Source organism: Exiguobacterium sp. KRL4 (assembly GCF_001870785.1).
GTDB lineage: Bacteria > Bacillota > Bacilli > Exiguobacteriales > Exiguobacteriaceae > Exiguobacterium_A.
Genome location: NZ_MOLV01000007.1, coordinates 83,586 through 109,883, shown reverse-complemented (window position 1 = coordinate 109,883; position 26,298 = coordinate 83,586). Strand labels below are relative to the sequence as shown.

The window sequence follows — 26,298 nt, the reverse complement described above, 5'->3', positions numbered from 1 at the left end:
GTAAGATAATTAACTAAAAAAAACAAGCCTTTTTCGTTTTACCCGAAAAAGGCTTGTTTGAAGACTTATTTTTTAGCTTTTTTGACGACGACTACCGTGCTCGTACTTTTTTGTTTGAAGCTGTTTTCAACATACACAGAGAGCTTTGCTCCTGCTTTTTGTTTGGCAATCTTGACTGTGAACGTCCCTTTTGACGTGACCGTTCCTTTACCAATTATTTTTTTCTTTGCGTTTTGGACATAGACACGTGCTTTCTTTTCACCCGTTCCGGTTACCTTTGTCGCACCGGCTGTCACCGGATTGACTTTTGGTGCCGTTGGTGGAGCAAGAACCGTGATGACGGTCGCTTTACTCGAACGGTTCGCGATATCTTTGACCGTGACCGCAAGACGTGCATTCGCTACTTGTTTTGCGACTTTAACGGTAAACTTCCCTTTACTGTCAACTGTTCCTGTTCCAACAACCTTATTTTTTGCGTCTTTGACTATGATTTTACCATTCACGATCGCTGTTCCCGTCACTTTTGTCGCGCCGGCAAGGACACGATCGACTTTCGGAGCAGCTGGCGCTTTTCCTGGTAAGACTTCCGTCCGTTCTGACGTGACATCAAGTCCGTTTGCGTAACGGATCGTCAAGACCGTTGTTTTTTCCTGACGGGGAATCGTCAAACTGTATTTACCGGATTTTGCTGTTGTCTTCGCTAGTCGTTTAGACGTATCTTTTGTATCAGTCAATTTCTTCGTCGACCAGACTTCTACTGTTGTACCCGATTTGACTTGACCGCTGACGACAAGTTGGTTGTCATAAACCGGATTTACTTTACCGTTTAAGTGTAATTGTGAAATGGCACGCGTGATATTCACTTTTCCGTATCCGGATACTGGACTGACGAATGCCGGGAATTCCGGTGTACTTTCCTTCTCGTATCCTGGTGGGTACTCATCTTCCATATCTTCGTCTTCATCGTACCAATCGTTTGGATTTTCAAAGGCAAGTGGTTCTGCGCTTGTCCGTAAGATGGTTTCGATTTGTTTTGGTGTCAACTTCGAATCAAGTGACGCGAGAATTCCCGCGACTGCCGCAACGTGCGGGGAAGCCATACTTGTTCCGTCCATGTAGACCGTGTTGCCGTCCGGAACAAGACTTGCGATTTTCGAACCTGGTGCGACGACGTCGAGTCCAATGCCATAGTTCGAATAGTCGGCGACCATGCCGAGCGGATTTGTTGCGCCGACAGAAATCGCATACTCCGAGCTGGCTGGGAAACCGACAGACATATCATATTCGTTCCCTGAAGCCGCAACGACCGTCACGCCGTGATCCGCTGCGTATTTCATCATGTAAGCCATCGTCCGGCTCTCGCCGCCGCCAAGACTCATATTGATGATTTTAGCACCATGATCGACTGCATATTTGATTCCGAGTGCGATTGCATCAGTCTCTCCTTCACCGTTGGCATTCAAGACTTTGATCGGAAGGATCTTCGCTGACTGGTGAATTCCACGAATGCCGTAATCATTTTCAAGAGCTGCTGCGATGACACCTGAGACATGTGTTCCGTGACCGTGATCGTCCAACGCATTTCCGTTACCGTTGACATCGACATAGTTCTTTTCCTGGGCAATATCGACTTTTCCTTGCAAGTCTTTAAGGCGGTAATCGACCCCGGTATCGATGACTGCAATCGTGACTGGTGCTAATGTTTTACCCGCACGGTACTTCTCGAATTGCTCAAAGCCGATTCCGGCGTTCGGGAACTGTTCGACATTTGATTTTTGGTTGAGTGACCATTGGTAGTTGTAGTTGATGTCGCCCGTTGCCCGGTATGTCTGGATTTCCTCGACATATTCAACGGCACTTGATTTCTTCAATGATTGTTTCAGCACAGCTGCCGATTGGTTTTTGACCGTCGGATCTTCTGTGACGATGACAAACTGACCTGTTCTACCAAGTGATAATTTCTCGACATCTGCCGCTTGCGTACCGTTGATTTTCATCGTCCGTTGTGTCTGACCCGGTTTCAACTTAACGATGAAACGTGTTTTCGCCTCTGATTTGACACTGATGCCAAACGGTTTGAAGGCTTCACTCAAATCAGAACCACTGATGGTTTCGATACTCGCTTTTTTCGCGACTTGATTGATTTCGGTTGCGATGACTTCTGGTGATGCGTCACGCGTCAGTGCATGTAATCGATTGATGGCCGTTTGATCCGTTTTCGTTAACGTGTATGCTGTTCCGTTGACGAGTGCTGTCATCGCCGGTTTCAGCGTTTTTAAATCTTCGTACGTTTGTGTGCGCTTATCTTTATTGAATAAAAGTGTTTTGACGACGTATGGCGATGCTTTATAGTACAACGACGTCAAGCTTCGTCCTTCTTCCGACTGACTTAAGACTTGTTTTTGAATCGCGTGCATCAATGCAAGCAATGGTTTTTCGTCCGTCGTTTGTTTGAGTGCTTCTTCTGCCATGCAGCTCATATCGCTGATCGGCTCATATTCGACAGGCAATGTAACATCGTTATACGTCAACTTGACGTGAGCCGCTTTTGTCGTTTTACCTTCTTCAGTTTCTGGATAATAGTCGACTTTGACGTAGTATGGACCGTCCCATGCATACGGGACGGCAAGTTTTGTCACGTCTTTGTCGTTTGGTTCCACGTATCCGCGGTAACGATCAAATGTCTCATCTTTTGATGCCATTTCCTGACTTGGATAGGCCGTGACTTCAATCGGCTGATCCGTATCAAACGACAATTCAAAATGAGTCGCTGTTTTTTCGATTCCTGCTTGATGTTCGACCTTGTACCAGTATGTATTCTTTTCTGCTGTTCCTGTCTCAAGGACGGTTTCCTGTCCCGCTTTCAATAGTACCGCTTCCGACAATGCACTTGCTGCTGCCGTTTTTGTCGCTGAAGGTCCAATTCCAAGTGTCAGAATCAAACAGCTCAGCATGAGCCAAATCGTTAGTTTTTTCACAACGTTCCTCCTCAAGATATGATCATACATTGTTTATAGTATAAACAATATTTGGATAAAATGGATAGTTATTTTTCAGACGATTTACCTTACAGTTTCGAAAGAAAAGACACCTTCCACAAAAGTGAAAAGTGTCTGTTTGTTTGGTTGATTATTTAAATTCAGAAATATATTGTTCGTACCCTTCTTTCTTTAACTCCTCTTTTGGAATAAATCGTAGAGCAGCCGAGTTCATGCAATAACGTAAGCCGGTTGGTTCCGGCCCATCGTTAAAGACATGACCGAGGTGCGCATTCCCGTGCCGGCTTCTGACTTCCATCCGCTTCATCCCTAATGCAAAATCGCTTTTCTCAATGATATTTCCTTTTTCTAACGGTCGAATGAAGCTTGGCCATCCGGTTTTCGAGTCAAATTTATCGTTTGAAGAAAATAACGGCTCACCAGAAATCAAATCAACGTAGATTCCGTCGGCCTTCAAATCATGGTACGGATTATCAAAAGCTGGTTCCGTTCCATCTTCTTGGGTGACCTTATATTGAATATCCGTCAGCTTTGCTTTAATCTGATCGTCGGTTAACTTCGTATATTTCGGTAAATCAAGTTTTGGTTGATCGTTCCAATATCTGTTAATGAATTCGTCCCGTCCGGAAGCGGCACGATAAAATTTATACTTCTTTTCGCTTTTCAGGTAATAATCTTGATGGTAGTCTTCCGCCTCATAAAACGGTCCTGCTTCAATCAACGGCGTGACGATTTTTTGATCAAAGATGCCGCTTGCTGCCAAATCTTTCTTCGATTGTTCTGCAATCCGTTTTTGCTCCGCATCCGTATAAAAAATCGCCGTTGTATACGATTCGCCCTGGTCAACGAATTGACCGTTCGGATCTGTCGGGTCGACTTGACGCCAGTAAACATCGAGCAATTGTTTGTATGAGATGACCGATGGATCAAACGTGATCAGGACGGCTTCCCGATGACCGGTCGTCTCCGCCGATACCTGGTTGTACGTCGGATTTTCAAGATCTCCACCGGTGTAACCGGAAATGACCGATTTGACCCCTTTTAACTCTTCAAACGGCGGCTCCATGCACCAGAAACATCCTCCGGCAAGAATTGCCGTTTCTTCTTTTGTATACGATAACTCTTTGCTTCCGCTCGATTTTGCCTGTTGCTGCTGAAAGATAAAGTAGCCACCAATCATAATCGCAATCAATGCTACGACCGAAAGAATCGTCAACATCCGTTTCTTCATCTCCCTCCGCCTCCTTTTTTAAGCTTACGACGTTCACCCGCGGGCAGATGTCTTTTTTCTAATGTACCTTGATTTCACACAGTTTGTCGCCCGGTCCGTCTTCGTTTGGCACATTCAAAAAATACGATTCATCCTATTGAAAGAGGGAAATACATCTAAGACACTAAAAAACCAGGAGGGGTATTTATGTTTGATTATACCGTCACGTCTAACTACTCAACAGAAGAAACAATCGAACGCTTAAAAGCAGAACTCAGTCAGGTGTCATTTGGCGTCTTATGGGAGTTTGATTTAGCGAAGAAGTTTGCCGAAAAAGAGTTACCGTTTGACGACCAGTATCATATCCTTGAAGTCTGCAATCCGAAAGAAGCCCACCGTGTCCTGTCGGCTGAACGGCGTGCCGGTTACTTTTTACCGTGTAAGCTTGCTGTGTATACGGAAAACGGACAAACGAAGATCGGAATGCCGCGTCCAACGGCACTGATTGGTCTAGTTGAAGAAGACGAGTTAAAACAAGTCGCACAGGATGTCGAACAGCAACTCGTCGACGTCATTGAAAAGAGTCGTTTGTAACTCCTCAAAAAAAGAGCCTGACTCAAAAGTCAGTCTCTCTAAAGAAAAGAATCACTCTTTTTACGCTACTCCTACAGCAAAAAGCGCAAGACGACTTGCGCTGTCAGAGACAAACGAGACCCGCTTTCCTGCCTGAACGAGGCAGGAAAACTGGCTTGTGTCTCGCCTGAGGAAAGGGCGTGAAAGAACGAGTGATTCTTTTTTGAGTCAGCCCTTTGATGTTCTTTTACAAGATATCAATCCAAATTTTGATCGCTGTCGCTAAGATTAAAACCGCAAGAATGATTTGCAGGACTTTTGTATTCATCTTTTTCCCGGCAATTGCGCCGAGTGGTGCCGCAATCAGGCTGGCGACGACCATGATCGTTGCCGGTCCCCAATCAACTTGCCCCGTCGTAATCTTTCCGACAGTAGCGCCAATCGACGAGATGAACGTGATGGCGAGCGAAGAAGCAATCGTCATCCGGGTCGGAATTTTCAAGACGACGAGCATGATGGGCACGAGTAAGAAAGCACCCGCTGCACCAACGATTCCAGCCCCCACTCCGACGACGAACGCCGTACTGGCAGCAATGCCTTTATTAAAGCGGACTTGATCCAGTGGAATGTCATCCAGTCCTTTTTTCGGTACGAACATCATGACAGCTGCCGTTAAAGCGAGTATTCCGTAGACGAGGTTGATGGTATCTTCTGCTAAGACGTTTGAACCATAGGCGCCAAGGAAACTCCCAATCAAAATCGCACCACCCATACTCACAATCAGTGACTTATTGAGATAGCCACCTTTTCGATAGGCCCATACGCCACCGATGGTCGCAAAAAAGACTTGAATGGCACTGATTCCGGCGACTTCATGGGCAGAAAATGCGGCAAATCCGAGTAGTGGCGGAATGTATAACAACATCGGATATTTGATGATCGAGCCGCCAATTCCGAGCATTCCTGAAATATATGATCCGACGAATCCAATCAAAAAAATTGTTATGATAAAACCGAGTTCCATTTGATTCACTCCTTTAAAAAAAGAGGACTGTCGCCAGCCCTCCTTCCACTTGAATTATCCTTTTTGGATCCAGAATTTTAAAACACTGGCGTCTTCTTCGTGTTTCACAAGCTCATGACCACCTGATCTTGCCCACGCTTGTAAATCGTTTTTTGCCCCTTTATCCGTTGCATGGATTTCAAGAATCTGTCCTGATTCAAGTCCTGCGATGGCTTTTTTTGTTTTGACGATTGGCATTGGGCAGGCAAGCCCTTTGGCGTCGAGTACGAGTTCTGATTTCATGATTGTGATTCCTCCTGAGGTAAGTTGTTTTTTAGTTTAACGAACGGCGCAACGGTTTGGTCCAACTTCCATTTCACGTTGTGCTTCGAGATCAGGCGTCTGTTTCCCCATGTTTGTTTCGCGAATTTCTTGATAGGCATTTGGTTGCGGTGGCAGATTTTCGGTCACCATCTTCCGGAATGTTTCTTCATCTTCGATGTTCAAGCCGTGATTGTTTACGAGTAAAATATCAAGTTTTTCTGCGACACTGCCGTCTTCATTTAATTCTTCAATCAGCATGAAATGGGCCGGTAAGACGACAAGGTCTTTCGCGAGTTCGCGATACGTCTTGTAAAGCGACTCCCGCAAGTCGCCGACCCAGTCTTCTGCAAGACCAGCTAAATCCGGACGGCCAATCGAATCGATGAACAAGATATCACCCGTTAAGAGATAACGCTCGTCGACAATAAACGACGTCGAGCCGATTGTATGTCCCGGGGAATAAAGTGCCCGGACATCGATTTTTGTATCGCCTATTTGAACGCGGCTTCCGTCTTCGAGCGCCGCATACTCAAACGTGACGTCTGTCGCGTCTTTTGGTGGCAACCAGTAAGTCGCTCCCGTTTTTTCAGCAATCTCACGTCCGCCGGAAATGTGATCGGCGTGAAGATGTGTATCAAAGACATGCGTGATGGTAAGTTGACGTTCGTTTGCGTAATCGAGATAGACATCGGTCATCCGCGCGGCATCGACGAGGACAGCTTCGCCTTCTGAGATGATCATGTACGATAAACAGCCTTTCCCGATCCGGACGAATTGAACGACTTCTCCACGATCTGCTCCGGTTTCATTTAATGATCCGAGTGAGATTGGCTCCAAGTGTTCGCTCCAAGCTTTCATACCTCCTGAAAGATACGAGACGGTCCGTCCTGCTTCTTCCAATAACTCTGCTACAAAAATCGATGATCCTTCTTTTGCACAGACGACAAGAACAGCTTGGTCAGTCGGCAGTTGATCTAAAATATCTTCGACACCGTCGAGTAAATCAAAATACGGAACATTGAGATATGAAAACTGTTCGCCTTCAATTTTCCAATCTTGAAACGCCTCTTCATTTCGGACATCCAAGATAAACATTTTTTCCCGGTGAATGATTTTTTGCGTGACTTCTTTTGTTGTCATTGCGTGTGTCATCTGCTTGATTCCTCCTGATCGTAATTTACGGATTAAACGGTTTGATTTGTCTCGTACGTCCAGTCACTCATACCAGGGATCACGTTTTGAACGTTGAATCCTTTCGCATCCAGCTGTTGGCAGGCTAAATCACTCCGACTGCCGGTCCGGCAAACGACATAAATCGTTTTCGATGTGTCGAGTTCTCCGATTCGCGTCTCCAGTTCTCCGAGCGGAATGTTGACTGCATTCGGGATATGGGAGAACGCATATTCAGCAGTTTCCCGGACGTCCAAGATGAGCGTATCCGGATTGTTGCGAACCGTTTCAACGGTCTCGTTCGTAACAATCGATTTAAATGCCGGTGCTTCTTGCTCGTCACCGGAAGATTTGCGGACGTAATGCCGCAAGACGTCTCCTTCTTCGATTGTTCCAAGATATTGATTCCCGGTACTGTTGGCCCAGGCACGAAGATCGGCTGTTGATCCTTTGTCAGTTGCCTGGACTTCCACGACTTGACCCGGTTCAAGCGTCTTCATCGTCTTTTTTGTCCGGACGATTGGCATCGGGCAAGCTAAGCCACGTGCGTCGAGTACGATATCTGTTTTGATTGTCTGCAAAAGTATTCGCTCCTTTTACCTGTAGGGGTATATTGAAAGTTAAATTTTTTAGTTGGTTTTACCTTCGTACGACATCATTCCACCATCCATGTTGATGACATCAAAGCCTTGTCCTTCGAGATAATTCGTTGCCTGGCCACTGCGCGCACCAGAACGGCAGACCATGACATATTGTTTTTTCTTATCGAGTTCGTTCATTTTAAACTCGACGAGACCAAGTGGAATATGAATCGCTTCCGGAATCTTGCCTTCTTTGACTTCATCCACTTCGCGGACATCAATGATATTGAGTTGTTCCCCGTTTTCAAGCTTTTCCTGTACTTCTTTTGCTGTGAATCGTTTCATCTGTGATTCCTCCTCCTAGTTTTTACGCCAAGCGTTCATTCCGCCTGACACTTCTGTGATGTGGGCATAACCCGCTTTTTTTAATTGTTTGACCGCCTGTTTACTGCGCATGCCGCTCTGACAGATGACGATGACTTCTTTGTCTTTCGGAATCTTGTCGAGTTGTGACGGCAATACTTGAAGCGGAATATTCTTAAAGCCTTTAATGTGATTTCCTTTGAATTCGCCCGGTGTCCGGACATCCAAATAAAATCGGTTGCGGTCACCTAACTTCTGTTTTAAGTCCGACGTCGACCATTTGTTGACACCTTTTGTTGGGGCGAACATCCGATAAGCTAGAAACGCAACGATGATTAGAAATACAATGTTCAAGATATCCACTTACATCATCCCTCCTCGAGATTAGATGAACAGGTTGACGTTTCCGTCTTCGGCATCAGCAAGATATGCGGCGACGCCGGCATATTCGATTCCGTCATGCAGTTCTTCTTGTTTTAATCCGAGCAAGTCCATCGTCATCGTACAAGCGACCAGTTTTACGTCTTGCTCTTTCGCCAGTTCAATTAGATCGGGAAGCGGCATCGCGTTGTGTTTTTTCATGACATTTTTGATCATCTTCTGACCGGCACCACCAAAGTTCATCTTCGAGAGCGGCATCTTGTCTGCTCCACGCGGCATGAATTTCCCGAACATTTTTTCAAGCAACGTTTTATCGGGCTGGATCGGTTCGTCCTTGCGCATCGCGTTTAATCCCCAGAACGTATGGAAAATCGTCACTTCATGGTCGTATGCGGCTGCACCATTAGCAATGATATACGCTGCCATGACCTTATCGTAATCTCCACTGAATAATACAATCGTTGTTTTTTTAATCTCTGACATCTAAATAATTCCTCCATCCATTTTACCCTAAGGGGTATATTTTATTTTAAAAATTTTTTATCTGCTCTTCAATAACAGTTGAACCGCTTCTGCTACCGCTTGTTCATGATTGTCTGCCGTGTCATCGTTCGTGACACAGTCGATGAGATTTTCACTCACGACCAGTCCAATGACACGATCAATCGCACTGCGTGTCGCACTCAGTTGAGTGACAACATCTTTGCAGGATGCTTCTTCTCTCATCATCCGGGTGATGGCGTGCAGTTGCCCTTCAATCCGGTTCATCCGGTGAATGATTTTATTCTCGTATGTTTTTTCCATGTGAAGAACACGCTCCTTTTTTCGTGTGACCTGCGTCAGATCCATTGGCTACATTCCATACAATAATACCTACAGGGGTATAAGTCAACGAAAAAGTTTTTAATCTAATCCGGAGTGTTCCTTCATCCACTTGTAGGACAGACGGGTCGTCTCCCCTTTTAACGTAATGAATTGAAACATCCGTTGATCAATTCGGGAATCATCATGTGTCTTAAATCTATCCGAATCGAGTAAAGTACCCGCCAAACGTTCCGAGAGAATCGAGATCCCCGTCCCGTTCGTAATCAATTGTTTAATCAGCCGATTGGAATACACGGTAATGATCCGTCTTGGGACAATCGCCTGCGTGACTAACCATGTTTCCAGTGCGAACCGGGCAGCTGACCCTTCTTCCCGGTAAATCCACGTCGCCTGCTCCAAAACAAGGCTTTCGTGACCAATGATCCGTAATCGGTCGGTCGCAAAAGGAATCGCCTCGATTTGCTGGGAATGATGCGGTCCTTCCACCATCCCTAAATCGATTTCGTGATGGAGTAATGCCTGCTCGACTTGTTCTTGGTTCATCACCCGGGCATCAACTGACACATCCGGATAAGCGACAAGAAAGTCGTGGATCATCTGTTCTAACATCGCCTCATAGATGGTATGCGTCGCGGCGATTCTTAACGTCCCTCGGGTGACTCCTTCTAAATCATCCATTTCTTGTTCCAACCGTACCGTCTGGTGCAGGATTTCTTTGGCATGTCGGTACACAATCCGTCCGGCTTCTGAGATTTCAATCGTCTTGTTAAATGTATGCCGATGAATCAGGCTTTGCCTGAAATGTTCTTCGAGATGCTTTAAATGAAGACTAACCGTCGGCTGTGAAATATACAGCCGTTCAGCTGTTTTCGTAAAGTGTTTTGTTTCAACTAACGTGACAAATGTCTTTAATTCATTAAAGTTCATACCTTCACCTCATTTATTTTTCTGATCCTTAGCATCAGTATAATTCATTTTCCTAATCATGACTTTCCCCGTAGAGTCATCTGTATCACTTCACAGAAAGAAGGAACACCTATTGGAACTATTACTTTTTCTTTTACTCGGCGCCGCAATCGGCATTCTTTCCGGCTTTTTCGGAATCGGTGGAGGCATCATTCTTACCCCTCTTTTATTGATCTTAGGGTACGCCCCCAGCACAGCAATCGTCTTAAGTTTACTGTTGACGCTTGGTTCGACGGTGACCGGCACCTTTGCCCACCTCCGCCAGAACAACTTTCATCTTCGGGATGCGGGTACGATTGGGTTGGCAGGGATCATCGGATCCGCTGCCGTTACGCCTATCGTCTTTTGGATGGAACAACACAGCGGTGCAGACATCGTCATTTCCACGCTGTACATCGTCCTGTTGCTTCTATTTGCGATTCAATTCTTAAAACCGGCAAAAAAAATTATTCGCGAGACGCCTGTTCCGCACGCTTCGTTTTATAAATTGGTAGCAATCGGCGGAGCCGCTGGAATTCTGTCGTCTTTGATGGGCGTCAGCGGTGGCTTTTTACTCACCCCGCTTCTGATGGGATGGGTGCGTTTCCCGCTCAAACAAGCCATCGGAACAAGCATCGCCGCGGCTACGTTAATTGTCCTCGGCGGGCTCACCAGTTACTTCATCTCGGGGACGCAGGCTCCGCTTGGTTTAGGAGTTGTGTTAATTATCGGAGCACTGATCGGCTCACCGCTCGGCGCTTCCTTTCTCAACCTCTTCAGTACACACTTTGTCAAAAAGAGTTTGGGGAGTTTTTATGCAGCCATCGCCACGAGTGTTTTCTTGAAAACGACACACCATGAACAACTTTCTTTATTTCTGCTCGCTTTGTTTACGGCCGGATTGATTGGTCTGTTCTTTTATCAAAAAACAATTCAACATCAAACAAAAGACTGCCCTTAACGGACAGTCTCTTGTTTGATTTTTTCGGGTTTTAAAACTTTGGCTTCCTTCTTTTGACGCATCCGTTCGGCATTCATCAAGCCGCCGAGCATCAAGACGACCGACGAGAGGTAAAACCATGTCATCAAAACGATGATCCCGGCAAGTTGTCCGTACAGACGGTCATAACTGCCGAATTCTGCGTAGTAGGAGAAGAATTCCGATACCGCCTGCCAGGCAATCGTTGCAAATAAGGCACCCGGCAATACTTGACGAGTTGTCAGTCGGACACTCGGCAGCATCCGGTACAACAAGATGAAGAACATCAACAGGAATAACGACCCGAGTCCCCAACGGAATAAAAACCAAATCCATGAATAGTCCATCACGAAATCAGCGACGATCGTAAAATGGTTGATGAAGCGTCTCGTCAACTTTTCCGCGACTGGAACAAGAAGAGACGTCGGTAAGATGATCATCATACCAATCGTAAATCCAAAATCCTGTAATAAGCCTCTCCAAAACGGGACTTTCCGTGTCACTTCTAACGCATCGTTTAATGAACGAACAAGCGACTGGACCGACATCGAGGCGAGCCAAAAGGCTGCCAGGAAACTGATTGAGGCAAGCTTCAGTCCGCCATCGTCAAAGATGCCGACGACATTTTTTCGAATCAAATCGTATGTTTCTGCCGGAGCAAACGGACGGATCAAATCGAGGACGTCTCCTGACGTAAACGGTAAAAACGAGACAAGACCAACCACAAATAATAAAAATGGGAATAAGGACAACATCAGATAATAGGCGAGTTGGGCCGACTTATCAAAGAAGGCTTCTCCGAAAAAACGGGCGAATACAGGTTTTATTAATGACATACATTTTTCCTCACTTTCGAATGATTCCTTTCTCTATCCCCCTTTCGACACTACTTTTAAACTTTTACGGTCTTTCGAACTCATAAGTAAGCGTTTAACGATTATCAATTGGCAGAAAGCTGAAGCAGGCGGTACACTGAAACAAGAACAATCGTCGTGTTGGAAAAAAGAAAGGATTCTACGCCGTGCCTACTTTACTTGCCGAAGCCGAACGCTTCTTAACTGACTATATAGAACAATACCCGCAGGAAAGCAATCGCCTGCATGAAGTCCGTGAAGAAGTTTCACGGACAGGGACATATGAACAAACGTCCCAAGAGTTAGCATACGGAGCAAAACTCGCTTGGCGCAACAGTAATCGCTGTATCGGCCGCCTCTTTTGGGACCAGCTCCACGTCATCGACGCACGGGATGCTTTAACCATCGAGACGATTCGCGATGCCTTATTTGAGCATATCGAGTATGCGACGAATGATGGTCGTGTCCGTTCGACGATCACGATTTTTCATCCGGACCGCGTCCGCGTCTTGAACCATCAACTGATTCGTTACGCCGGTTACGACACGCCGGACGGCATCATTGGTGATCCAAGTTCGCTTGCCTTCACCAAACAATGTCAATCACTCGGCTGGTCCGGTCAAGGAACCGCCTTTGATGTGTTGCCGTTGTTGATCGAGCTCGATGGTCAAGTCAGTCTGCATCCGCTTCCGGACGATCTGGTGCTCGAAGTGACGATCACCCATCCTGACTACGACTTATTTGGCGATCAAACCATCAAATGGTACGCTGTGCCGATGATTTCCGATATGCGGCTCGAAATCGGTGGTATCTCCTATCCGTGTGCGCCGTTTAACGGCTGGTATATGGGAACGGAAATCGGCGCCCGTAATTTAGCGGATACCGATCGTTATGACCTCTTGCCGCTCGTCGCAAGACAACTGGGGCTCAATACGTCACGGGAACGTTCCTTATGGAAAGACCGCGCCCTCGTTGAACTGAATCTCGCCGTTCTCGATTCGTTTGAACAAGCCGGCGTGACAATCGTCGATCACCATACGGCTGCCAAACAGTTTGCTCGATTTGAAAAAAATGAAGCCGCGTGTGAACGGGATGTCACCGGCGACTGGTCCTGGCTTGTACCGCCGATGAGCGGTGCCGCGACACACCTGTTTCATAAAGACTTTGATCTGGACATCAAACGACCCAACTTCTTTACGGGTACTGCTCCGGTGGAAGAACCAAGCGTTCCGACCGGTTGTCCGTTCCATCAGGAGGTCTCCCGATGAATTACGTCAAGACGCTGCGGGATCAAGTCGGACAAACCCCGTTGATCTTGGTCGGTGCCGTCGTGCTTGTCATCACTGATGGGCACATCCTGCTCGAACAACGGAATGAATCGCAGGCACGGTTCGGACTGCCCGGTGGTCTGATGGAATGGGCCGAGTCCACCGAAGAAACGGCCCGTCGTGAGCTGTTGGAAGAGACAGGTCTCGTCGCTGAACAGCTGACGTTGCTTGGTGTCTATTCCGGAAAAAATTACGTCACGACGCTTGCAAACGGTGATGTCTTTCAAAGCGTGACCCTCGCTTACGTGACAACTGAAACGTCCGGTACGTTACGGATCAGCGAAGAAAGTTTTGCGTTGACCTATGTCCCGCTAACGGAATTACCGGACAATATCGTCGGATCGCATCGTGTGATGATTGAAGACTATCTAAACCAAAGTTGACCTGCGTCGCTATAAAGTGAATGACCATACGCCTTCTTCAGTAAACGAAAGAAAGGCGTTTTTGGTTTTATTTTTTTATCTTTTTAACTGACATCCTTCCAAATGTTATAAAATGGAATTAACAACAAAAAAGGGAGATGTCTTATGAAAAAAATAATTTTATTAATTTTTTTACTATTATTAATTACTGTCCATCCTTCTTACTCTGAAGCTGCCTCTTATTCAAAAAAAATCACGCAAGATTTCACGATTTACGATCAATCGATAAAAAAGTACACAGTATCAGTTCGCTCACCGAAGGCGAGTTGTCATAAAGCTACTTCAAATGATATTTGGTGGATTAAAGGAAAAGATGAGTTATGTAGTGGTAAATTCACACTTTACCTAAATGGGAAAGCAAGCAGTTATACGTACACATATACAAAATCAAACCCGTATGCTTTCAGTACTAGTGATTCTAAAACAAGTGCTGTACTAAAAAACAAAACCGGTTATTCTACTGTTTTTTCACTTACAGATAGGGACACATATTCTTTCCTTAACTTAAAAACGTATACGATTCTGAATAAAAAATTAGTGAAACAAAGTAATACATTAACTTCATATGGAATGAAGCCTAAAATGAACGGTAATTTAGTACAAGTACCTGTTTATGATAATGGAGGTTACGGGTTCGGCTATATTTTTAATGACTTTACATTAAGTAACACAAAGTGGATTGACGAACGTTCTCACGATTATATTTCCCAGGATCCAAGCAGTAAACGTTATAAAAACGGTGTTAGTGAAATGAAAAAGTATCAAGGTTCATTAGGTTATTTCGTGAAGTAACAGTTTTTAGAGAATTGAGGAATCTTATGATGAACAAAATCATGCTGATCATGCTTGGTGGCACCGGAATCCTGTTTGTGATTTTTGCTATTATCGTCATGATCAGTTTATGGACCTGACAAAAAGCCGTGATGTGTGGCGTTCCCTCCGTGGGACTTCCACACATCATGGCTTTTTTGTATCAGATGGTTTGACTCATGACGAATTGCTTCAATTCCCGCTGCTGCCAGCCGGCTTGCCGTAAGTCTTCCCACACTTGTTGATTGGTCGACTGCAACTGATAACGAGTTCCCGTCAAACGACGTGTCGCTTCCGTCGCGACCCGCGCTACGTCTTCCTCTTCCGTCACAATCGCAAAAATCGACTCATTGGCGGTCGCAATGAACGCACCGTCAAGTTCATAATACTGCGCTTGCGCCTGCTTCATCACCGTCTGATCCTGTTGCCAGATGTATTCCCCTTGCTGTATGTAACGGCGTTCAAATGCAACAGCATCAATCTCGATAAGCGGCTCCGTCTGGTCGGGTTCTTCCCGAAGAAAATAGCCGAGTTCGTCGACTGTTTGGTAGCCGAATTTTTGGTAGAGGGAAATGGCCGGCTGATTACCTTGAATGACCTCAAGTGTCAGTCGGTTGATGTGAATCGATTTGGCATAACTCAATTGCGCGTCATATAAGGCTTTCGCAATCCCAAGCCGTCGGTACTGGGGATCGACGGCCAATCCACCACAGCGCATGACAGTTTGTTTTTTGATGTTTTTTAATCCATTCAACCAAATGGCGACCGGTCGTTCGCCGTGGTAGGCAATAAACGAATGTTCGAGTTGATTGCCGTCGCGTTCCAGAATTCGTTCTTGAAACACCTCACGTGAAAGACCTAATGGAATCATGTAATCGCTGAATCCCTCTTGCATCACTGAAAATGCCGTTTCTGTATCAGGTGCCCGTTTAATATGAATCATCTCGGATCGCCCCTTTCTTTATAATCGTTCGCCTTTTCACCTCGCCATTCCTGCTGACAGTCAAACAAAAAGCCATTCAGAAAAACTTCTGAATGGCTGCGTCTTATTGATGTAGTTTCGAGCGTGTTCTTCCATACAAGAAGTAGACAGCAAGTCCGATTCCAGTCCAGATAAAGAACGCAATCCATGTGAACGTCTGTAAGTTCAACATCAACATGATACACGAAAGCACTGAAAGAATCGGTAAAAACGGTACGAGTGGAACTTTGAACGCCCGTTTCAAATCCGGACGTGTTTTCCGTAAGATGACGACGGCAATTGAAATCAGAGCAAACGCTGCGAGTGTTCCGATATTAATCAATTCTGCCAGTGTACCGAGCGGGACGAATCCAGCGATCAAACCGGCCGTCGTTCCGAGAATCCACGTCGCTTTGACAGGCGTGTGTGATTTTTCATTAACGTCCGAGAAGATTTTCGGCAATAATCCATCACGGCTCATGGCGAACAAGAGACGAACAAGACCAAATGTCATGACGAGGATAACTGTCGTCATACCGACGATGGCACCTAAGTCGACGAAACCTGCGACCCAGTCCTGACCAGCGACTTTTAATGCTAAAGAAACCGGGCTATCGACACCTTCAAATTGTTTGAACGGGACGATTCCGACCATGATAGCGGATACGATGACGTATAAAACAGTAACGATTGCAAGTGATCCTAAGATCCCAATCGGTAAGTTACGGCCTGGATCTTTGACCTCTTCTGCTGCTGATGTAACAGCATCAAAACCGAGGTAAGCGAAGAAGGCAATCGCTGACGCCTGCAAGACACCACTGATACCGAACGGAGCGAACGGTGTGTAGTTGCCTGGCTCGACGTACCAGATGCCGACGACGATGAACAAGATGACGACGGCCACTTTGACAAGAACCATGATATTGTTGACACGTTTTGTTTCTTTGATACCTAACGATAATAAGAACGTGATGACCATCAAAATCAAGAACGCCGGTAAATTGAAGAATGTTTCGCTTCCGGGTACAGCCCCTGGTGCTGCCGTTATTGCGGTCGGAAGATTGACACCGAATCCGGATAACAAGGATTGGAAGTAACCGGACCACCCTGTGGCGACCGCACTCGACGCTAAACCATATTCTAATATGAGACACCAACCGATGATCCAGGCAACGAGTTCTCCGATCGTCGCATACGTGTAGGTATAGACACTACCCGATACAGGAATCATCGATGAAAATTCCGCATAACAGAGAGCAGCTAATGCACAGACAATAGCAGAAATAATAAAGGCAACCGGTAAAGCAGGTCCTGCATACAGCGCCCCTGTTCCTGTTAGGACAAAGATTCCTGTCCCGATAATGGCACCAATCCCGAGTAAGACAAGATCAAAACCCGATAAATGCCGTGCCAGTTTGGAATGACTTTTTTGATCCATCATGACACTGACGTCTTTCTTACGAAGCAAACTCATAAAACACCCTCCGAACTCTCTCTTTTTTTCTGAATATTCAAATCATTTTATTAATTGACCTTTTTATCATAACAAACGATGTCAGCTTTTATAAGCATAAGTTTCTGTATTTTTTCACAAATTGGTCAAGCCAACTTTGTTATTTCACTACAACACGGATATGTAAATATGCGTTAACGCACTAAAAAACTCCTCCACCGATTGGCGAAGGAGTTTTATTTTTATTACGGACGATCATTTGGGTGATCTAAGTTCGGACCACTGTTCGTGTCCGGATCGATTGGGTAATCGTCCTGTTGTGCTAAATCATTTTCAGGAAGTGCACCCTTTGGCGTACCATGTGTCGGGTTCACATTCGTTGAAGATGATGGTTTAGAAGCTTTTGGTGCTTGATCAGGTGTTACATCATCTGCTGCTTTAGATGCTGCACCTTTTGCTGCTTCTTTTAAGCTTGGCTTCGTTGAAGCAGACGGTGTGTTGTTTGACGGCAGGTTCGATGTGTCGATGTCTGCGTTTTCGGCTTTTTTCTGTAAACGATCGAGGTAACGTGATGCGTTATCACGACCACCTAAACCAAATGCAAGTCCGAAAGCAAGAGCAACCGCACCGAGGATCAAGATGAACGCTGAGTTGACGATTGTAGCTGCCACACCAAGTTGATCAAGTGCCATGAAGACCGCAAGAGCAAGAATGGCGTATTTTGCGACGCTCGACAGAACTTTTAAATCTGAGTTGGCGAACAGGCTGTCCATCGTACGTTTCACCAAGTTACTGATGATGATACCGATGGCCAAGATAATGATCGCAGTCAAGACACTCGGAAGGAAAGCAAGAACTGCGCGACCCAGGTCAACCATGAACTCAAGACCAATCAAGTTGAAGGCTTCGACGACGAACAAGACGACGATGACGATCTCAACAAGTGATCCAACGATTGATGATGGTGATGTCGATGCATTGTTTGCATCCCAGCTACCGACTTTCAAGTGACGCGTCAAGTTGTTGAAACCGAGGCGCGATAAGAGGTCGGCAACGAATTTTTTAACAAAACGACCGATATAGAGACCCACAAGGATCAAGACAACACCGATGATGATGTTTGGAATCATACCAAGGACATCATTCAACATGTTGATGGCTGGTCCTGTGATTCCTTTGATGTTGAGCTGATCAAGTGCCGAAATCGTGATCGGAATTAAGATCAAGATGAAGACGACTGTACCAAGGATTGAAGAAAGTGATTTTGTGTCTTTTGGTTCGTTTGTACCAATGTTGAAGCGCGAAGCAAATTTGTCTGTACCGACTGCATGCAGGAAGTTCGTGACGATATCGCGAACGATTTTCGCAACGAGGAATCCGACGAAGAAGATGGCTGCTGCAGCGATCAGACGTGGGATGAACCCAAGGAACGATGACAACAATTGACTGAACGGTTCCGAAACACTTTCGATGTTAAGAGCACCAAGTACACCTGGTAAGAACAGTAACAAGACAAGATAGAAGACGATTTCGCCTGCAATCTTCGGATAGTTCGATAGATCCGTCTGACCTTGAAGCATTTTGTTCGAACGAACTTTTTCATTCGACATCAACTTCGTTCCACCTTTGACGATGACCATGCGGAGAACAACCGCGATGACATACGCAAGAAGAAGAATCAAGGCTGCTTGCAAGATGTTCGGGATTGCCGCGAGCAAGGTGCTCATCGTAGCCGCGAGTGGTCCTGCAATGATGTTAAGGTTCAAGATGTTGAAGACTAAGATTAAGACAAACACCATCAAGAGCCAGAAGATGACAGTCCCGATAATTTTTTCCGGTGTCCACTTTTTCTTTTGTGGTGGCGTACCTTCTTTTTGTGGTGACAACTTGTTGACGACACCCGATTTTTCCAATGCTTTTTGAATGCCGTTTGCGATCAGTTTCGCAATCAGCCATCCGATCAGGAATACGATAAGTGCTCCTAAAATGTTACCGAGAGTCCCAAGGATCCCGTTGACGTCAAATGACGTCGTGTTCCAAAAGTTGTTCATCCTGCCACGCTCCTTCATCTCTAAAATGAATTAATATATTTCCGACACTTCTTTAATTTCCCCGACTAAAGGAATTGCTAAACCAATTTCAACCTGAAAGTAGTAGTTTGTGAATAGTATTAAAAAAAATGGATGATTCTAGTCAGAACCATCCATTTACAACAAACTATTCTTTTTTAGTGTTTCAGCGTCATGATTTCGTGACGAATCAGAAGTTTGAGCTTACTTTAGACCACTTCTTTTTCCGAGAACTGACTGTTGTAGAGATCGGCATAAAAGCCGTTTGCTTCAAGCAACGCTTCATGTGTTCCTTGTTCAATGACACGTCCTTGGTCCATGACCAAAATCAAATCGGCATCTTTAATCGTCGACAGACGGTGGGCGATGACGAAACTTGTCCGTCCTTCCATCAACCGTTTCATCGCTTTTTGAATGAAGATTTCCGTCCGCGTATCGACGCTTGACGTCGCTTCATCGAGAATCATGATTGGCGGGTCGGCGAGAACTGCCCGGCCAATCGTTAACAACTGTTTTTGTCCTTGTGAGATGTTCGACGCTTCTTCATTTAAGACCGTATCGTATCCGTCCGGTAACGTCCGGATGAAGTGATCGGCATGAGCGGTTTTTGCCGCTTCGATGATTTCATCTTCCGTCGCGCCGATTTTCCCGTAGGCAAGATTGTCACGAATCGTTCCGTTAAAGAGCCACGTATCTTGCAACACCATCCCGAACGTTGTCCGTAAATCTTCCCGTGACATCTTCCGCGTATCGATCCCGTCGATGCGGATGACACCGCGATTGAGTTCATAAAACCGCATCAACAGGTTGATCAACGTTGTTTTCCCGGCACCGGTCGGACCGACGATTGCAACCGTTTGACCCGGTTGGACATCGATATTCATATCTTCGATCAACAGTTGCTCGCCGTAACCAAAGTCGACGTGTTCAAACGCAACTGCTCCGTCAGCTTTCGCCAACTGATGCGTCGTCACTTCTTTGACTTCCTCTTCTTCATCCAACAGTTCAAAAACACGTTCTGCTGCCGCGACCGTCGACTGGACGATGTTCGCAATGTTCGCCGTCTGGGTGATCGGTTGCGTGAACTGGCGTGTATAGGTGATGAACGCTTGAATGTCACCAATCGAAATGCTGCGCTGGGTGACGAGAATCCCACCGACGACACTGATCAAGACATAACTGATATTCCCGATGAACATCATCATCGGCATGATGATCCCGGAGATGAACTGGGCTTTTCGTCCCGCTTCATATAACTCGTCGTTGACGGCATCAAACTGTTCAACCGCTCTTCGCTCATGCCCAAACGCTTTGACGACGGGATGACCGGTATACATCTCTTCGACGTGTCCGTTTAATTGTCCGAGGGTCCGTTGTTGATCGGCAAAGTATTTTTGTGACCGTTTTAAAATCGGACGAATCGCAAAAATCGAAAGTGGCAAGGAGACGAGTGAAATCAATGTTAGCAATGGACTGATCGTCAGCATCATGATCAAAATCCCGACAATCGTCACGATTGAGGTGATGAACGACGTCACACTTTGTTGCAACGTACTGCCGATCGTATCGATGTCATTCGTGACCCGACTGAGCGTCTCCCCGTTCGGACGGCCGTCATAATACTTGAGTGGTAACCGCTCGAGCTTCTGATTGACGTCTTCACGCAAATCATAGACCGTTTTTTGGGCGACACTCGACATGATGTATTGCTGGATGTAGCTGAACAGACTGCTGATGACGTACAGTCCGGCGAGCACTAACAAAATCTGTCCGATTTTCGTAAAGTCGATTTCCGCACCAGGTACTCCCTGGAACTTGGCATAGGCCCCTTCAAACAGTTCCGTAATCGCCGTTCCCATGATTTTCGGTCCAGCAATCATGAAGACCGTACTGAGAATCGCGGCGATGAAGACGGCAATTAATGCCGTCCGGCGTGGTTTCAGATAACCAAGCAACCGGCGGAATGTCGCTTTGAAGTTTTTTGGTTTTTCGCCCATCATCATCATGTTCCCGCCACCGGGACCACCACCCGGTCCACCTGGAGGACCGCCGACAGGACGTTTTGTTGTACTTGTACTCATGCGATTTCCTCCTCTGATAGTTGGGATTTGACGATTTCTTGATAAACCTCATTTGTTTCATATAACTCGTCATGCGTACCGATTCCGGCAATGCGTCCTTCTTCAAGGACAATGATTTGATCGGCATCCATGACCGTACTGACACGTTGCGCAACGATCAAGACGGTGGCCTCGCCCGTTTCCTGCTTCAAGGCTTTGCGTAACGTCGCGTCCGTTTTAAAATCAAGCGCTGAGAAACTGTCGTCAAAGACATAGATATCGGGTTTACGGACGAGTGCCCGGGCGATCGACAGACGTTGTTTTTGACCACCGGAGACGTTGGATCCTCCTTGTTCGATGATTGAATCATACTGATTCGGCATTCGTTCAATAAAATCCGTCGCTTGGGCGACACGCGCTGCATGCTGGATTTCTTCGTCTGTCGCGTCCTCTTTGCCGAAGCGGATGTTGTCAGCGATCGTTCCCGTGAACAACAACGCTTTTTGCGGCACAAAGCCGATTTTTGAGCGTAATTCTTCTTGCGGGACAGCTTGGCTGTCGACACCGTTGACCTGAATACTGCCGTTCGTCACGTCATAAAACCGGGGAATCAGATTGACGAGCGTTGATTTCCCAGAGCCGGTCCCGCCAATCACGGCCGTGATTTCACCCGGACGCGCTGTAAAGCTGATGTCCGATAAGACCGGAGTTTCTGCCCCCGGATAACTGAATGTCACATGATCAAAGACCAATGTGCCGCGTTCATGGTCAGCGGAAGCCGTTCCAGCGTCGACCATCGTCGGTTCCATCTCGAGCACTTCATTGATCCGTTTCGCGGAGACCGCTGCCCGGGGAATCATAACAAACATGACAGATGCCATGACGAGGGCAAACATGATTTGCATGACATATTGAATAAAGGCCATCAAATCCCCGATCTGCATCCCGCCATTATTGATCCGGACCCCCCCGAACCAAATGACACCAACAACCGTCAAGTTCATGACGAGCATCATGACCGGCATCAAAAAGGCCATGATTTTATTGACTTTAATCGAGACGTCCGTCAAATCGGCATTCGCTTTCGTTAACCGAATCTTTTCTTCCGATTCACGATTAAAAGCCCGGATGACCCGAATTCCGGTCAGGTTTTCCCGTAAGACGAGATTCAGACGGTCGAGTCGTTTTTGGACTTGTCCAAATAGCGGAACCCCTTTCCAGAGGATCAACAGAATCGACACGACCAAAACCGGCATCGCGGCGACGATGACGAGTGACAGCTTGGCGTCTTTTGAGACGGCCATGATCAATCCGCCGACAAACATGATCGGGGCACTGACGACCATCCGCAGCATCATGATGACGACTTGCTGAACTTGCGTGATATCGTTCGTCGTCCGCGTAATCAAGGAAGCCGTTCCGACTTGATCAAACTCTTGTAACGTAAACCGTTCGACGTGGTTAAAGACTTTTCGGCGGATGTCGCGTCCAAGTCCCATCGCGGCTTTGGAGGAATAATAACTGGCGGCAATCGCTGCGAGTGCACCAAGTCCGGTAATCCCGAGCATGACGGCACCGATTTTCCAAATGTACGCCGTATCGCCCGTCACAACCCCTTTATCGATGATGTCCGCCATCAAGGTCGGTAAATATAAATCGGACATCGATTGGGCGAAGACCAGAATCAAGACAGCAAAGACGGCCCATTTATAGGTCGTCAGATTTTTGAGTAACTTAATCATCTGCACAGCCTCCGTTTCCTGGTGACAAGATGTCTTTTAATCCGTCTGCAATTTGTTCGTGCGTCTTGAGCATCTGTTCAAAGGCAGCAGGATCAATCTGATCGAGAACCTGTTCGAGCCGTTGTTGCATCCCCGCCTCCTGCCGCTTGATTGCATCAACGAACTGTCGTCCGTGATCACTCAAATTCAGGACGACCTCGCGCCGGTTGTCCGGATTCGTTTCCCGGATCACCCAACCTGACTGAACAAGCCCTTCAATCGATTGACTGAGCGTGCTTTTCGGTAAATGCGTATACGCAGCAAGTTCCTTTTGAGTAATCGGACGTCTTGGCGCCATCGTCATCAAGCTGTGAAATTGCGGTAAACTCAGTCCATTTTCCTGTGCCGTCTGATGGGCTGCCCGAACGAGATGCCGCTGGACATTCCAAAAAGATTGCATCATTGCCGTCGAACGCACCGGCTCGCGTTGTTCCGTTTCCATCCTTCCACCTCCATGTTCCATTTTGAATCGTTCCATATAGAACGATTATCTATATAAATTAAATTACGCCGATTAGTTCAGAATGTCAATTAATAATTCGTGTGAAAATGCACATATTCATCATCGGGCGATTGGTCGTTTCAAGTATAATGAAGGATCTGCAAAATCAAGGAAATTGTCAGGAAGGAGAAACTGAAATGCTACATAAGATGGGATTATACGAAGAACCGTTTCAGTCAATCGTTGCCGGAAAAAAAGTGATTGAAATCCGTTTGAATGATGAAAAGCGGCAAGCTGTCCAAGTTGATGATTTGATTGAGTTCACGAACCTCTCAACCGATGAACAAGTGATTGTCAGAGTCCTTGAACGGCAAGCATTCAACGATTTTCAATCGCTTTACGAAAACGTCTCTCTCGAACAAATCGATTGTATCGGTTGGACGATGAATGACTTGTTAAAGGCAACCTATACGATATACTCAAGAGAATCAGAGAAACAATTTGGCGCACTGGCATTAACAATCGAACGGAATCTTTAAGCGGAAGGAGCGGATCACCATCATTGCAACCATTAAACGTTTCATTGATCAGCAATATGCACATCCTACAGGACGGTTTGGCACATACATCGGGGAAAAAATGGTGAGACAACATCAACCTGAGACTGAGTGGACTATAAATCTGCTGAACGTCCAAAAAGATGATATCATTTTAGAATTAGGTTGCGGGGCAGGCTATGCCATCGAACGACTTGTACATCAAACAGCAGCGAAACAAATTGTTGGTGTCGATTCTTCTTCCGCCATGCTCCGTTCTGTACAAAAAAGAAACAAAGAAGCGATCCGTTCAAACCGGGTCGATATTCTGTATGGGGATTTAAACAAATTAGCTTTTCAAAACGAACAATTTGATAAGGTATTTACCATACACACGCTTTATTTTTGGGAAAACATTTCCGGCACTTTAGCAGATCTCTATAAAGTGTTAAAACCGGGTGGTCATTTCGTCATCACGTTCTGCGATGGTAAAAATGACGTCATTTGGACCGGTGTGAGGGACTTAGTCCAAGTTGAACTCCTTCCTGCGGCAAAAAAGTATGGATTTTCCGATGTTACATTTGTTGAAGGTCTCGTCTCAAGGCAATTCCATACCGTTGCAGTCATCGGATATAAACCCCTTAATTAACAAAAAGGAACGATCGTCAGAAAACGATCGTTCCTTTTATCTGCTTCATTCCGGCTCGATATGGACATGAATGTCGTAGACGCCGTACTCATCGGTCAACGTATCCTCGACCTTCGTCGCGATATCGTGTGCTTGATGGACGTTTAACTGGGAGTTGACGAGAATCACAACATCAACGACTTCATTGTTGCCATAATTTCGGCCTTTGATTGACTTGATCCCTTTGACGCCGTCGAGATCATAAATCACATCTTCGTACATCTTGAGTTTGTGTTCATCAAACCCGTCCGACAGCTCATGGGACGCTTCTGAGAAAATATCCCACGCGGTCTTACAGATCAAGAAGCCGACGATGATCGCCGTCACGACATCGAGCCACGGCATCCCGAACTGGGAACCGATGATTCCGACTGTCGTCCCGATACTGACCCAAGCATCGGATAAGTTGTCCTTGGCGGCTGCCATGACCGCCTTGCTGTCGATTTTCCGTGACAAGTTCCGGTTGTAACGATAAACGAAGTACATCACGATGGCGGAACCCATCCCGACATACGCCGCGACGATATCCGGTGACTCCTGTTTTCCTTCGAATAATGTCGAAATCGTATCGATCAACACCTGCAGCCCGACTGCCATCATAATGAAGGAAGCGACCATCGAGGCAATCGTCTCACTTTTCCAGTGTCCGTATTTATGGTCATCATCTGCCGGACGTCTTGAGATCCGTAACCCGACCAAGACGGCGATCGACGCGATGATATCTGTCGTATTGTTCAAGCCATCTGCCCGTAAGGCAGCGGAATCCGCTGTGTAGCCGACAATCAATTTAATGATCGATAACACAATATAGGCAACGATGCTGATGATGGCACCGCGCTCGCCAAGCTTTAAATTATCGTATTTTTGTTGATCCATTTGTAGTCGCCCCCACTCGCTCTGTCGATTAGCAAACCTCATCGTAACAGGTCGAAATCAAGTGGGTCTATAGAAATCATTTTGCTTGAAACTAGTTAATTAACAAAAGACCAATAGTGTTTCCTAAAGGCAATTCATCTTTTGTTGTTGCATGGCGCTTCTTGTGCAATTTGCGCATACTGAACGGTGTTTCACTCCGCAACATTTTTGCGAAAAATGGGTATCGTTCGATCATAATTCGTGCATCTTGCCCTTAGAATCAGTACACTAAAACTATACACATCAACAGGGGGAACTAACACATGAGTAACTACATTAAGAGTGAAGATACATTTAAAGAACTCATCGCAAGCGAGACACCGGTCATCATCAAGTTCGAAGCCGATTGGTGCCCGGACTGCAAACGAATGGATTATTTCATGCCGGATGTCGAAGCACACTTCAGCGAACTTCCGATCTATACGATCGACAAAGACGAGTTCCCGGAAATCGCATCGGACAACGTCGTCATGGGGATTCCGAGCCTGCTTGTCTTCCAAAACAACGAGAAACTGGGTCACTTGCACAGTGCCAACGCTAAAACACCGGACGAAGTCACAGACTTCCTCAAGAAAAACTTCAACTAAACAGACGAAGACCCACTTTCCAAAAGGGAAGTGGGTCTT

27 protein-coding genes are annotated in these 26,298 nt (G+C 46.2%); 8 read left to right on the top strand and 19 right to left on the bottom strand.

Annotated features, from left to right (window positions below; translation table 11 throughout):
* Positions 1-65 precede the first annotated feature (65 nt).
* Positions 66-2,978 (bottom strand): S8 family peptidase, encoded by a 2,913-nt coding sequence (locus tag BLD48_RS06530; RefSeq protein ID WP_071499486.1) that lies wholly within the window; start codon positions 2,976-2,978, stop codon positions 66-68.
* A gap of 151 nt (positions 2,979-3,129) precedes the next feature.
* The gene (gene msrB / locus BLD48_RS06525; RefSeq protein ID WP_071499485.1) at positions 3,130-4,230 is read right to left on the bottom strand and encodes a peptide-methionine (R)-S-oxide reductase MsrB; all 1,101 of its coding nucleotides are present in this window, start codon (positions 4,228-4,230) and stop codon (positions 3,130-3,132) included.
* A gap of 186 nt (positions 4,231-4,416) precedes the next feature.
* On the opposite strand from msrB, the gene BLD48_RS06520 reads away from it, so the two are divergent.
* Positions 4,417-4,803 carry a DUF302 domain-containing protein gene (locus BLD48_RS06520; protein WP_071499484.1) on the top strand — a complete coding sequence of 129 codons (387 nt, stop codon included), beginning with the start codon at positions 4,417-4,419 and terminating at the stop codon, positions 4,801-4,803.
* Positions 4,804-5,029: 226 nt separating this feature from the next.
* On the opposite strand, the gene BLD48_RS06515 is transcribed toward BLD48_RS06520, so the two are convergent.
* From BLD48_RS06515 to BLD48_RS06475, 9 genes are all read right to left on the bottom strand, one after another.
* Positions 5,030-5,806, bottom strand: coding sequence for a sulfite exporter TauE/SafE family protein (locus tag BLD48_RS06515; protein WP_071499483.1), 777 nt, complete (start codon positions 5,804-5,806; stop codon positions 5,030-5,032).
* A 54-nt stretch (positions 5,807-5,860) separates the two neighbouring features.
* Positions 5,861-6,088: a sulfurtransferase TusA family protein gene (locus BLD48_RS06510; RefSeq protein ID WP_071499482.1), complete on the bottom strand. Its 228-nt coding sequence runs from the start codon at positions 6,086-6,088 to the stop codon at positions 5,861-5,863.
* Between the two features lie 36 nt (positions 6,089-6,124).
* A complete protein-coding gene (locus BLD48_RS06505; RefSeq protein ID WP_071499481.1) occupies positions 6,125-7,261 on the bottom strand; it encodes an MBL fold metallo-hydrolase in 1,137 nt (378 codons plus the stop codon).
* Between the two features lie 32 nt (positions 7,262-7,293).
* Positions 7,294-7,860: a sulfurtransferase TusA family protein gene (locus tag BLD48_RS06500; RefSeq protein WP_071499480.1), complete on the bottom strand. Its 567-nt coding sequence runs from the start codon at positions 7,858-7,860 to the stop codon at positions 7,294-7,296.
* A gap of 48 nt (positions 7,861-7,908) precedes the next feature.
* Entirely contained in the window at positions 7,909-8,205 is a 297-nt protein-coding gene (locus BLD48_RS06495; protein WP_071499479.1) for a rhodanese-like domain-containing protein, read from the bottom strand.
* A 15-nt stretch (positions 8,206-8,220) separates the two neighbouring features.
* Positions 8,221-8,586 (bottom strand): rhodanese-like domain-containing protein, encoded by a 366-nt coding sequence (locus tag BLD48_RS06490; RefSeq protein ID WP_083412261.1) that lies wholly within the window; start codon positions 8,584-8,586, stop codon positions 8,221-8,223.
* Positions 8,587-8,607: 21 nt separating this feature from the next.
* The gene (locus BLD48_RS06485) at positions 8,608-9,087 is read right to left on the bottom strand and encodes a DsrE/DsrF/DrsH-like family protein (RefSeq protein WP_014969361.1); all 480 of its coding nucleotides are present in this window, start codon (positions 9,085-9,087) and stop codon (positions 8,608-8,610) included.
* A gap of 57 nt (positions 9,088-9,144) precedes the next feature.
* Positions 9,145-9,408 (bottom strand): metal-sensitive transcriptional regulator, encoded by a 264-nt coding sequence (locus BLD48_RS06480; RefSeq protein ID WP_026829402.1) that lies wholly within the window; start codon positions 9,406-9,408, stop codon positions 9,145-9,147.
* Positions 9,409-9,507: 99 nt separating this feature from the next.
* Positions 9,508-10,356 carry a LysR family transcriptional regulator gene (locus BLD48_RS06475; RefSeq protein WP_071499478.1) on the bottom strand — a complete coding sequence of 283 codons (849 nt, stop codon included), beginning with the start codon at positions 10,354-10,356 and terminating at the stop codon, positions 9,508-9,510.
* Between the two features lie 112 nt (positions 10,357-10,468).
* On the opposite strand from BLD48_RS06475, the gene BLD48_RS06470 reads away from it, so the two are divergent.
* Positions 10,469-11,335 carry a sulfite exporter TauE/SafE family protein gene (locus BLD48_RS06470; protein ID WP_071499477.1) on the top strand — a complete coding sequence of 289 codons (867 nt, stop codon included), beginning with the start codon at positions 10,469-10,471 and terminating at the stop codon, positions 11,333-11,335.
* Here the strand turns inward: BLD48_RS06470 and BLD48_RS06465 are convergent.
* Positions 11,332-12,189: a YihY/virulence factor BrkB family protein gene (locus tag BLD48_RS06465; RefSeq protein WP_071499476.1), complete on the bottom strand. Its 858-nt coding sequence runs from the start codon at positions 12,187-12,189 to the stop codon at positions 11,332-11,334. The genes BLD48_RS06470 and BLD48_RS06465 overlap by 4 nt on opposite strands.
* A 185-nt stretch (positions 12,190-12,374) precedes the next feature.
* Between BLD48_RS06465 and BLD48_RS06460 the strand changes: the two genes are divergently transcribed.
* The 3 genes from BLD48_RS06460 (at position 12,375) to BLD48_RS06450 (ending at position 14,749) form a co-directional block, all read left to right on the top strand.
* Complete coding sequence (locus BLD48_RS06460; protein ID WP_071499475.1) at positions 12,375-13,475, top strand: nitric oxide synthase oxygenase; 1,101 nt, start codon at positions 12,375-12,377, stop codon at positions 13,473-13,475.
* Positions 13,472-13,918 (top strand): NUDIX hydrolase, encoded by a 447-nt coding sequence (locus BLD48_RS06455; protein ID WP_071499474.1) that lies wholly within the window; start codon positions 13,472-13,474, stop codon positions 13,916-13,918. The genes BLD48_RS06460 and BLD48_RS06455 overlap by 4 nt, the downstream gene beginning before the upstream one ends.
* Before the next feature lie 144 nt (positions 13,919-14,062).
* Positions 14,063-14,749 carry a hypothetical protein gene (locus BLD48_RS06450; RefSeq protein ID WP_071499473.1) on the top strand — a complete coding sequence of 229 codons (687 nt, stop codon included), beginning with the start codon at positions 14,063-14,065 and terminating at the stop codon, positions 14,747-14,749.
* 181 nt (positions 14,750-14,930) lie between these two features.
* Here the strand turns inward: BLD48_RS06450 and BLD48_RS06445 are convergent, their stop codons facing one another.
* From BLD48_RS06445 to BLD48_RS06420, 6 genes are all read right to left on the bottom strand, one after another.
* Positions 14,931-15,710, bottom strand: a complete 780-nt coding sequence (locus BLD48_RS06445) for a GNAT family N-acetyltransferase (RefSeq protein WP_071499472.1) — start codon at positions 15,708-15,710, stop codon at positions 14,931-14,933.
* 103 nt (positions 15,711-15,813) lie between these two features.
* Positions 15,814-17,202 carry a branched-chain amino acid transporter BcaP gene (gene bcaP, locus BLD48_RS06440; RefSeq protein ID WP_071499471.1) on the bottom strand — a complete coding sequence of 463 codons (1,389 nt, stop codon included), beginning with the start codon at positions 17,200-17,202 and terminating at the stop codon, positions 15,814-15,816.
* A 224-nt stretch (positions 17,203-17,426) separates the two neighbouring features.
* Positions 17,427-19,232, bottom strand: a complete 1,806-nt coding sequence (locus tag BLD48_RS06435; RefSeq protein WP_071499470.1) for a mechanosensitive ion channel — start codon at positions 19,230-19,232, stop codon at positions 17,427-17,429.
* Between the two features lie 227 nt (positions 19,233-19,459).
* Entirely contained in the window at positions 19,460-21,331 is a 1,872-nt protein-coding gene (locus BLD48_RS06430) for an ABC transporter ATP-binding protein (protein WP_071499469.1), read from the bottom strand.
* A complete protein-coding gene (locus tag BLD48_RS06425; RefSeq protein ID WP_071499468.1) occupies positions 21,328-23,052 on the bottom strand; it encodes an ABC transporter ATP-binding protein in 1,725 nt (574 codons plus the stop codon). The genes BLD48_RS06430 and BLD48_RS06425 overlap by 4 nt, the downstream gene beginning before the upstream one ends.
* Positions 23,045-23,533: a MarR family winged helix-turn-helix transcriptional regulator gene (locus BLD48_RS06420; RefSeq protein WP_071499467.1), complete on the bottom strand. Its 489-nt coding sequence runs from the start codon at positions 23,531-23,533 to the stop codon at positions 23,045-23,047. Before BLD48_RS06420 ends, BLD48_RS06425 begins: the two co-directional genes overlap by 8 nt.
* Before the next feature lie 197 nt (positions 23,534-23,730).
* On the opposite strand from BLD48_RS06420, the gene BLD48_RS06415 reads away from it, so the two are divergent.
* Positions 23,731-24,072, top strand: coding sequence for an ASCH domain-containing protein (locus BLD48_RS06415; RefSeq protein ID WP_071499466.1), 342 nt, complete (start codon positions 23,731-23,733; stop codon positions 24,070-24,072).
* A gap of 103 nt (positions 24,073-24,175) precedes the next feature.
* Positions 24,176-24,718 carry a class I SAM-dependent methyltransferase gene (locus BLD48_RS06410; RefSeq protein ID WP_161487702.1) on the top strand — a complete coding sequence of 181 codons (543 nt, stop codon included), beginning with the start codon at positions 24,176-24,178 and terminating at the stop codon, positions 24,716-24,718.
* Positions 24,719-24,763: 45 nt separating this feature from the next.
* Here the strand turns inward: BLD48_RS06410 and BLD48_RS06405 are convergent, their stop codons facing one another.
* A complete protein-coding gene (locus tag BLD48_RS06405) occupies positions 24,764-25,633 on the bottom strand; it encodes a cation diffusion facilitator family transporter (protein WP_071499464.1) in 870 nt (289 codons plus the stop codon).
* 302 nt (positions 25,634-25,935) lie between these two features.
* Between BLD48_RS06405 and BLD48_RS06400 the strand changes: the two genes are divergently transcribed.
* The gene (locus BLD48_RS06400; RefSeq protein WP_071499463.1) at positions 25,936-26,259 is read left to right on the top strand and encodes a thioredoxin family protein; all 324 of its coding nucleotides are present in this window, start codon (positions 25,936-25,938) and stop codon (positions 26,257-26,259) included.
* Positions 26,260-26,298 lie beyond the last annotated feature (39 nt).

What these genes read in the sequence shown, in the direction of transcription:
- msrB (WP_071499485.1), bottom strand. Translation starts at nt 4,230, where the DNA reads ATGAAGAAACGGATGTTGACGATTCTTTCGGTCGTAGCATTGATTGCG.
- BLD48_RS06520 (WP_071499484.1), top strand. Translation starts at nt 4,417, where the DNA reads ATGTTTGATTATACCGTCACGTCTAACTACTCAACAGAAGAAACAATC.
- BLD48_RS06515 (WP_071499483.1), bottom strand. Translation starts at nt 5,806, where the DNA reads ATGGAACTCGGTTTTATCATAACAATTTTTTTGATTGGATTCGTCGGA.
- BLD48_RS06510 (WP_071499482.1), bottom strand. Translation starts at nt 6,088, where the DNA reads ATGAAATCAGAACTCGTACTCGACGCCAAAGGGCTTGCCTGCCCAATG.
- BLD48_RS06505 (WP_071499481.1), bottom strand. Translation starts at nt 7,261, where the DNA reads ATGACACACGCAATGACAACAAAAGAAGTCACGCAAAAAATCATTCAC.
- BLD48_RS06495 (WP_071499479.1), bottom strand. Translation starts at nt 8,205, where the DNA reads ATGAAACGATTCACAGCAAAAGAAGTACAGGAAAAGCTTGAAAACGGG.
- BLD48_RS06485 (WP_014969361.1), bottom strand. Translation starts at nt 9,087, where the DNA reads ATGTCAGAGATTAAAAAAACAACGATTGTATTATTCAGTGGAGATTAC.
- BLD48_RS06480 (WP_026829402.1), bottom strand. Translation starts at nt 9,408, where the DNA reads ATGGAAAAAACATACGAGAATAAAATCATTCACCGGATGAACCGGATT.
- BLD48_RS06475 (WP_071499478.1), bottom strand. Translation starts at nt 10,356, where the DNA reads ATGAACTTTAATGAATTAAAGACATTTGTCACGTTAGTTGAAACAAAA.
- BLD48_RS06465 (WP_071499476.1), bottom strand. Translation starts at nt 12,189, where the DNA reads ATGTCATTAATAAAACCTGTATTCGCCCGTTTTTTCGGAGAAGCCTTC.
- BLD48_RS06455 (WP_071499474.1), top strand. Translation starts at nt 13,472, where the DNA reads ATGAATTACGTCAAGACGCTGCGGGATCAAGTCGGACAAACCCCGTTG.
- BLD48_RS06450 (WP_071499473.1), top strand. Translation starts at nt 14,063, where the DNA reads ATGAAAAAAATAATTTTATTAATTTTTTTACTATTATTAATTACTGTC.
- BLD48_RS06445 (WP_071499472.1), bottom strand. Translation starts at nt 15,710, where the DNA reads ATGATTCATATTAAACGGGCACCTGATACAGAAACGGCATTTTCAGTG.
- bcaP (WP_071499471.1), bottom strand. Translation starts at nt 17,202, where the DNA reads ATGAGTTTGCTTCGTAAGAAAGACGTCAGTGTCATGATGGATCAAAAA.
- BLD48_RS06435 (WP_071499470.1), bottom strand. Translation starts at nt 19,232, where the DNA reads ATGAACAACTTTTGGAACACGACGTCATTTGACGTCAACGGGATCCTT.
- BLD48_RS06430 (WP_071499469.1), bottom strand. Translation starts at nt 21,331, where the DNA reads ATGAGTACAAGTACAACAAAACGTCCTGTCGGCGGTCCTCCAGGTGGA.
- BLD48_RS06425 (WP_071499468.1), bottom strand. Translation starts at nt 23,052, where the DNA reads ATGATTAAGTTACTCAAAAATCTGACGACCTATAAATGGGCCGTCTTT.
- BLD48_RS06420 (WP_071499467.1), bottom strand. Translation starts at nt 23,533, where the DNA reads ATGGAAACGGAACAACGCGAGCCGGTGCGTTCGACGGCAATGATGCAA.
- BLD48_RS06415 (WP_071499466.1), top strand. Translation starts at nt 23,731, where the DNA reads ATGCTACATAAGATGGGATTATACGAAGAACCGTTTCAGTCAATCGTT.
- BLD48_RS06405 (WP_071499464.1), bottom strand. Translation starts at nt 25,633, where the DNA reads ATGGATCAACAAAAATACGATAATTTAAAGCTTGGCGAGCGCGGTGCC.
- BLD48_RS06400 (WP_071499463.1), top strand. Translation starts at nt 25,936, where the DNA reads ATGAGTAACTACATTAAGAGTGAAGATACATTTAAAGAACTCATCGCA.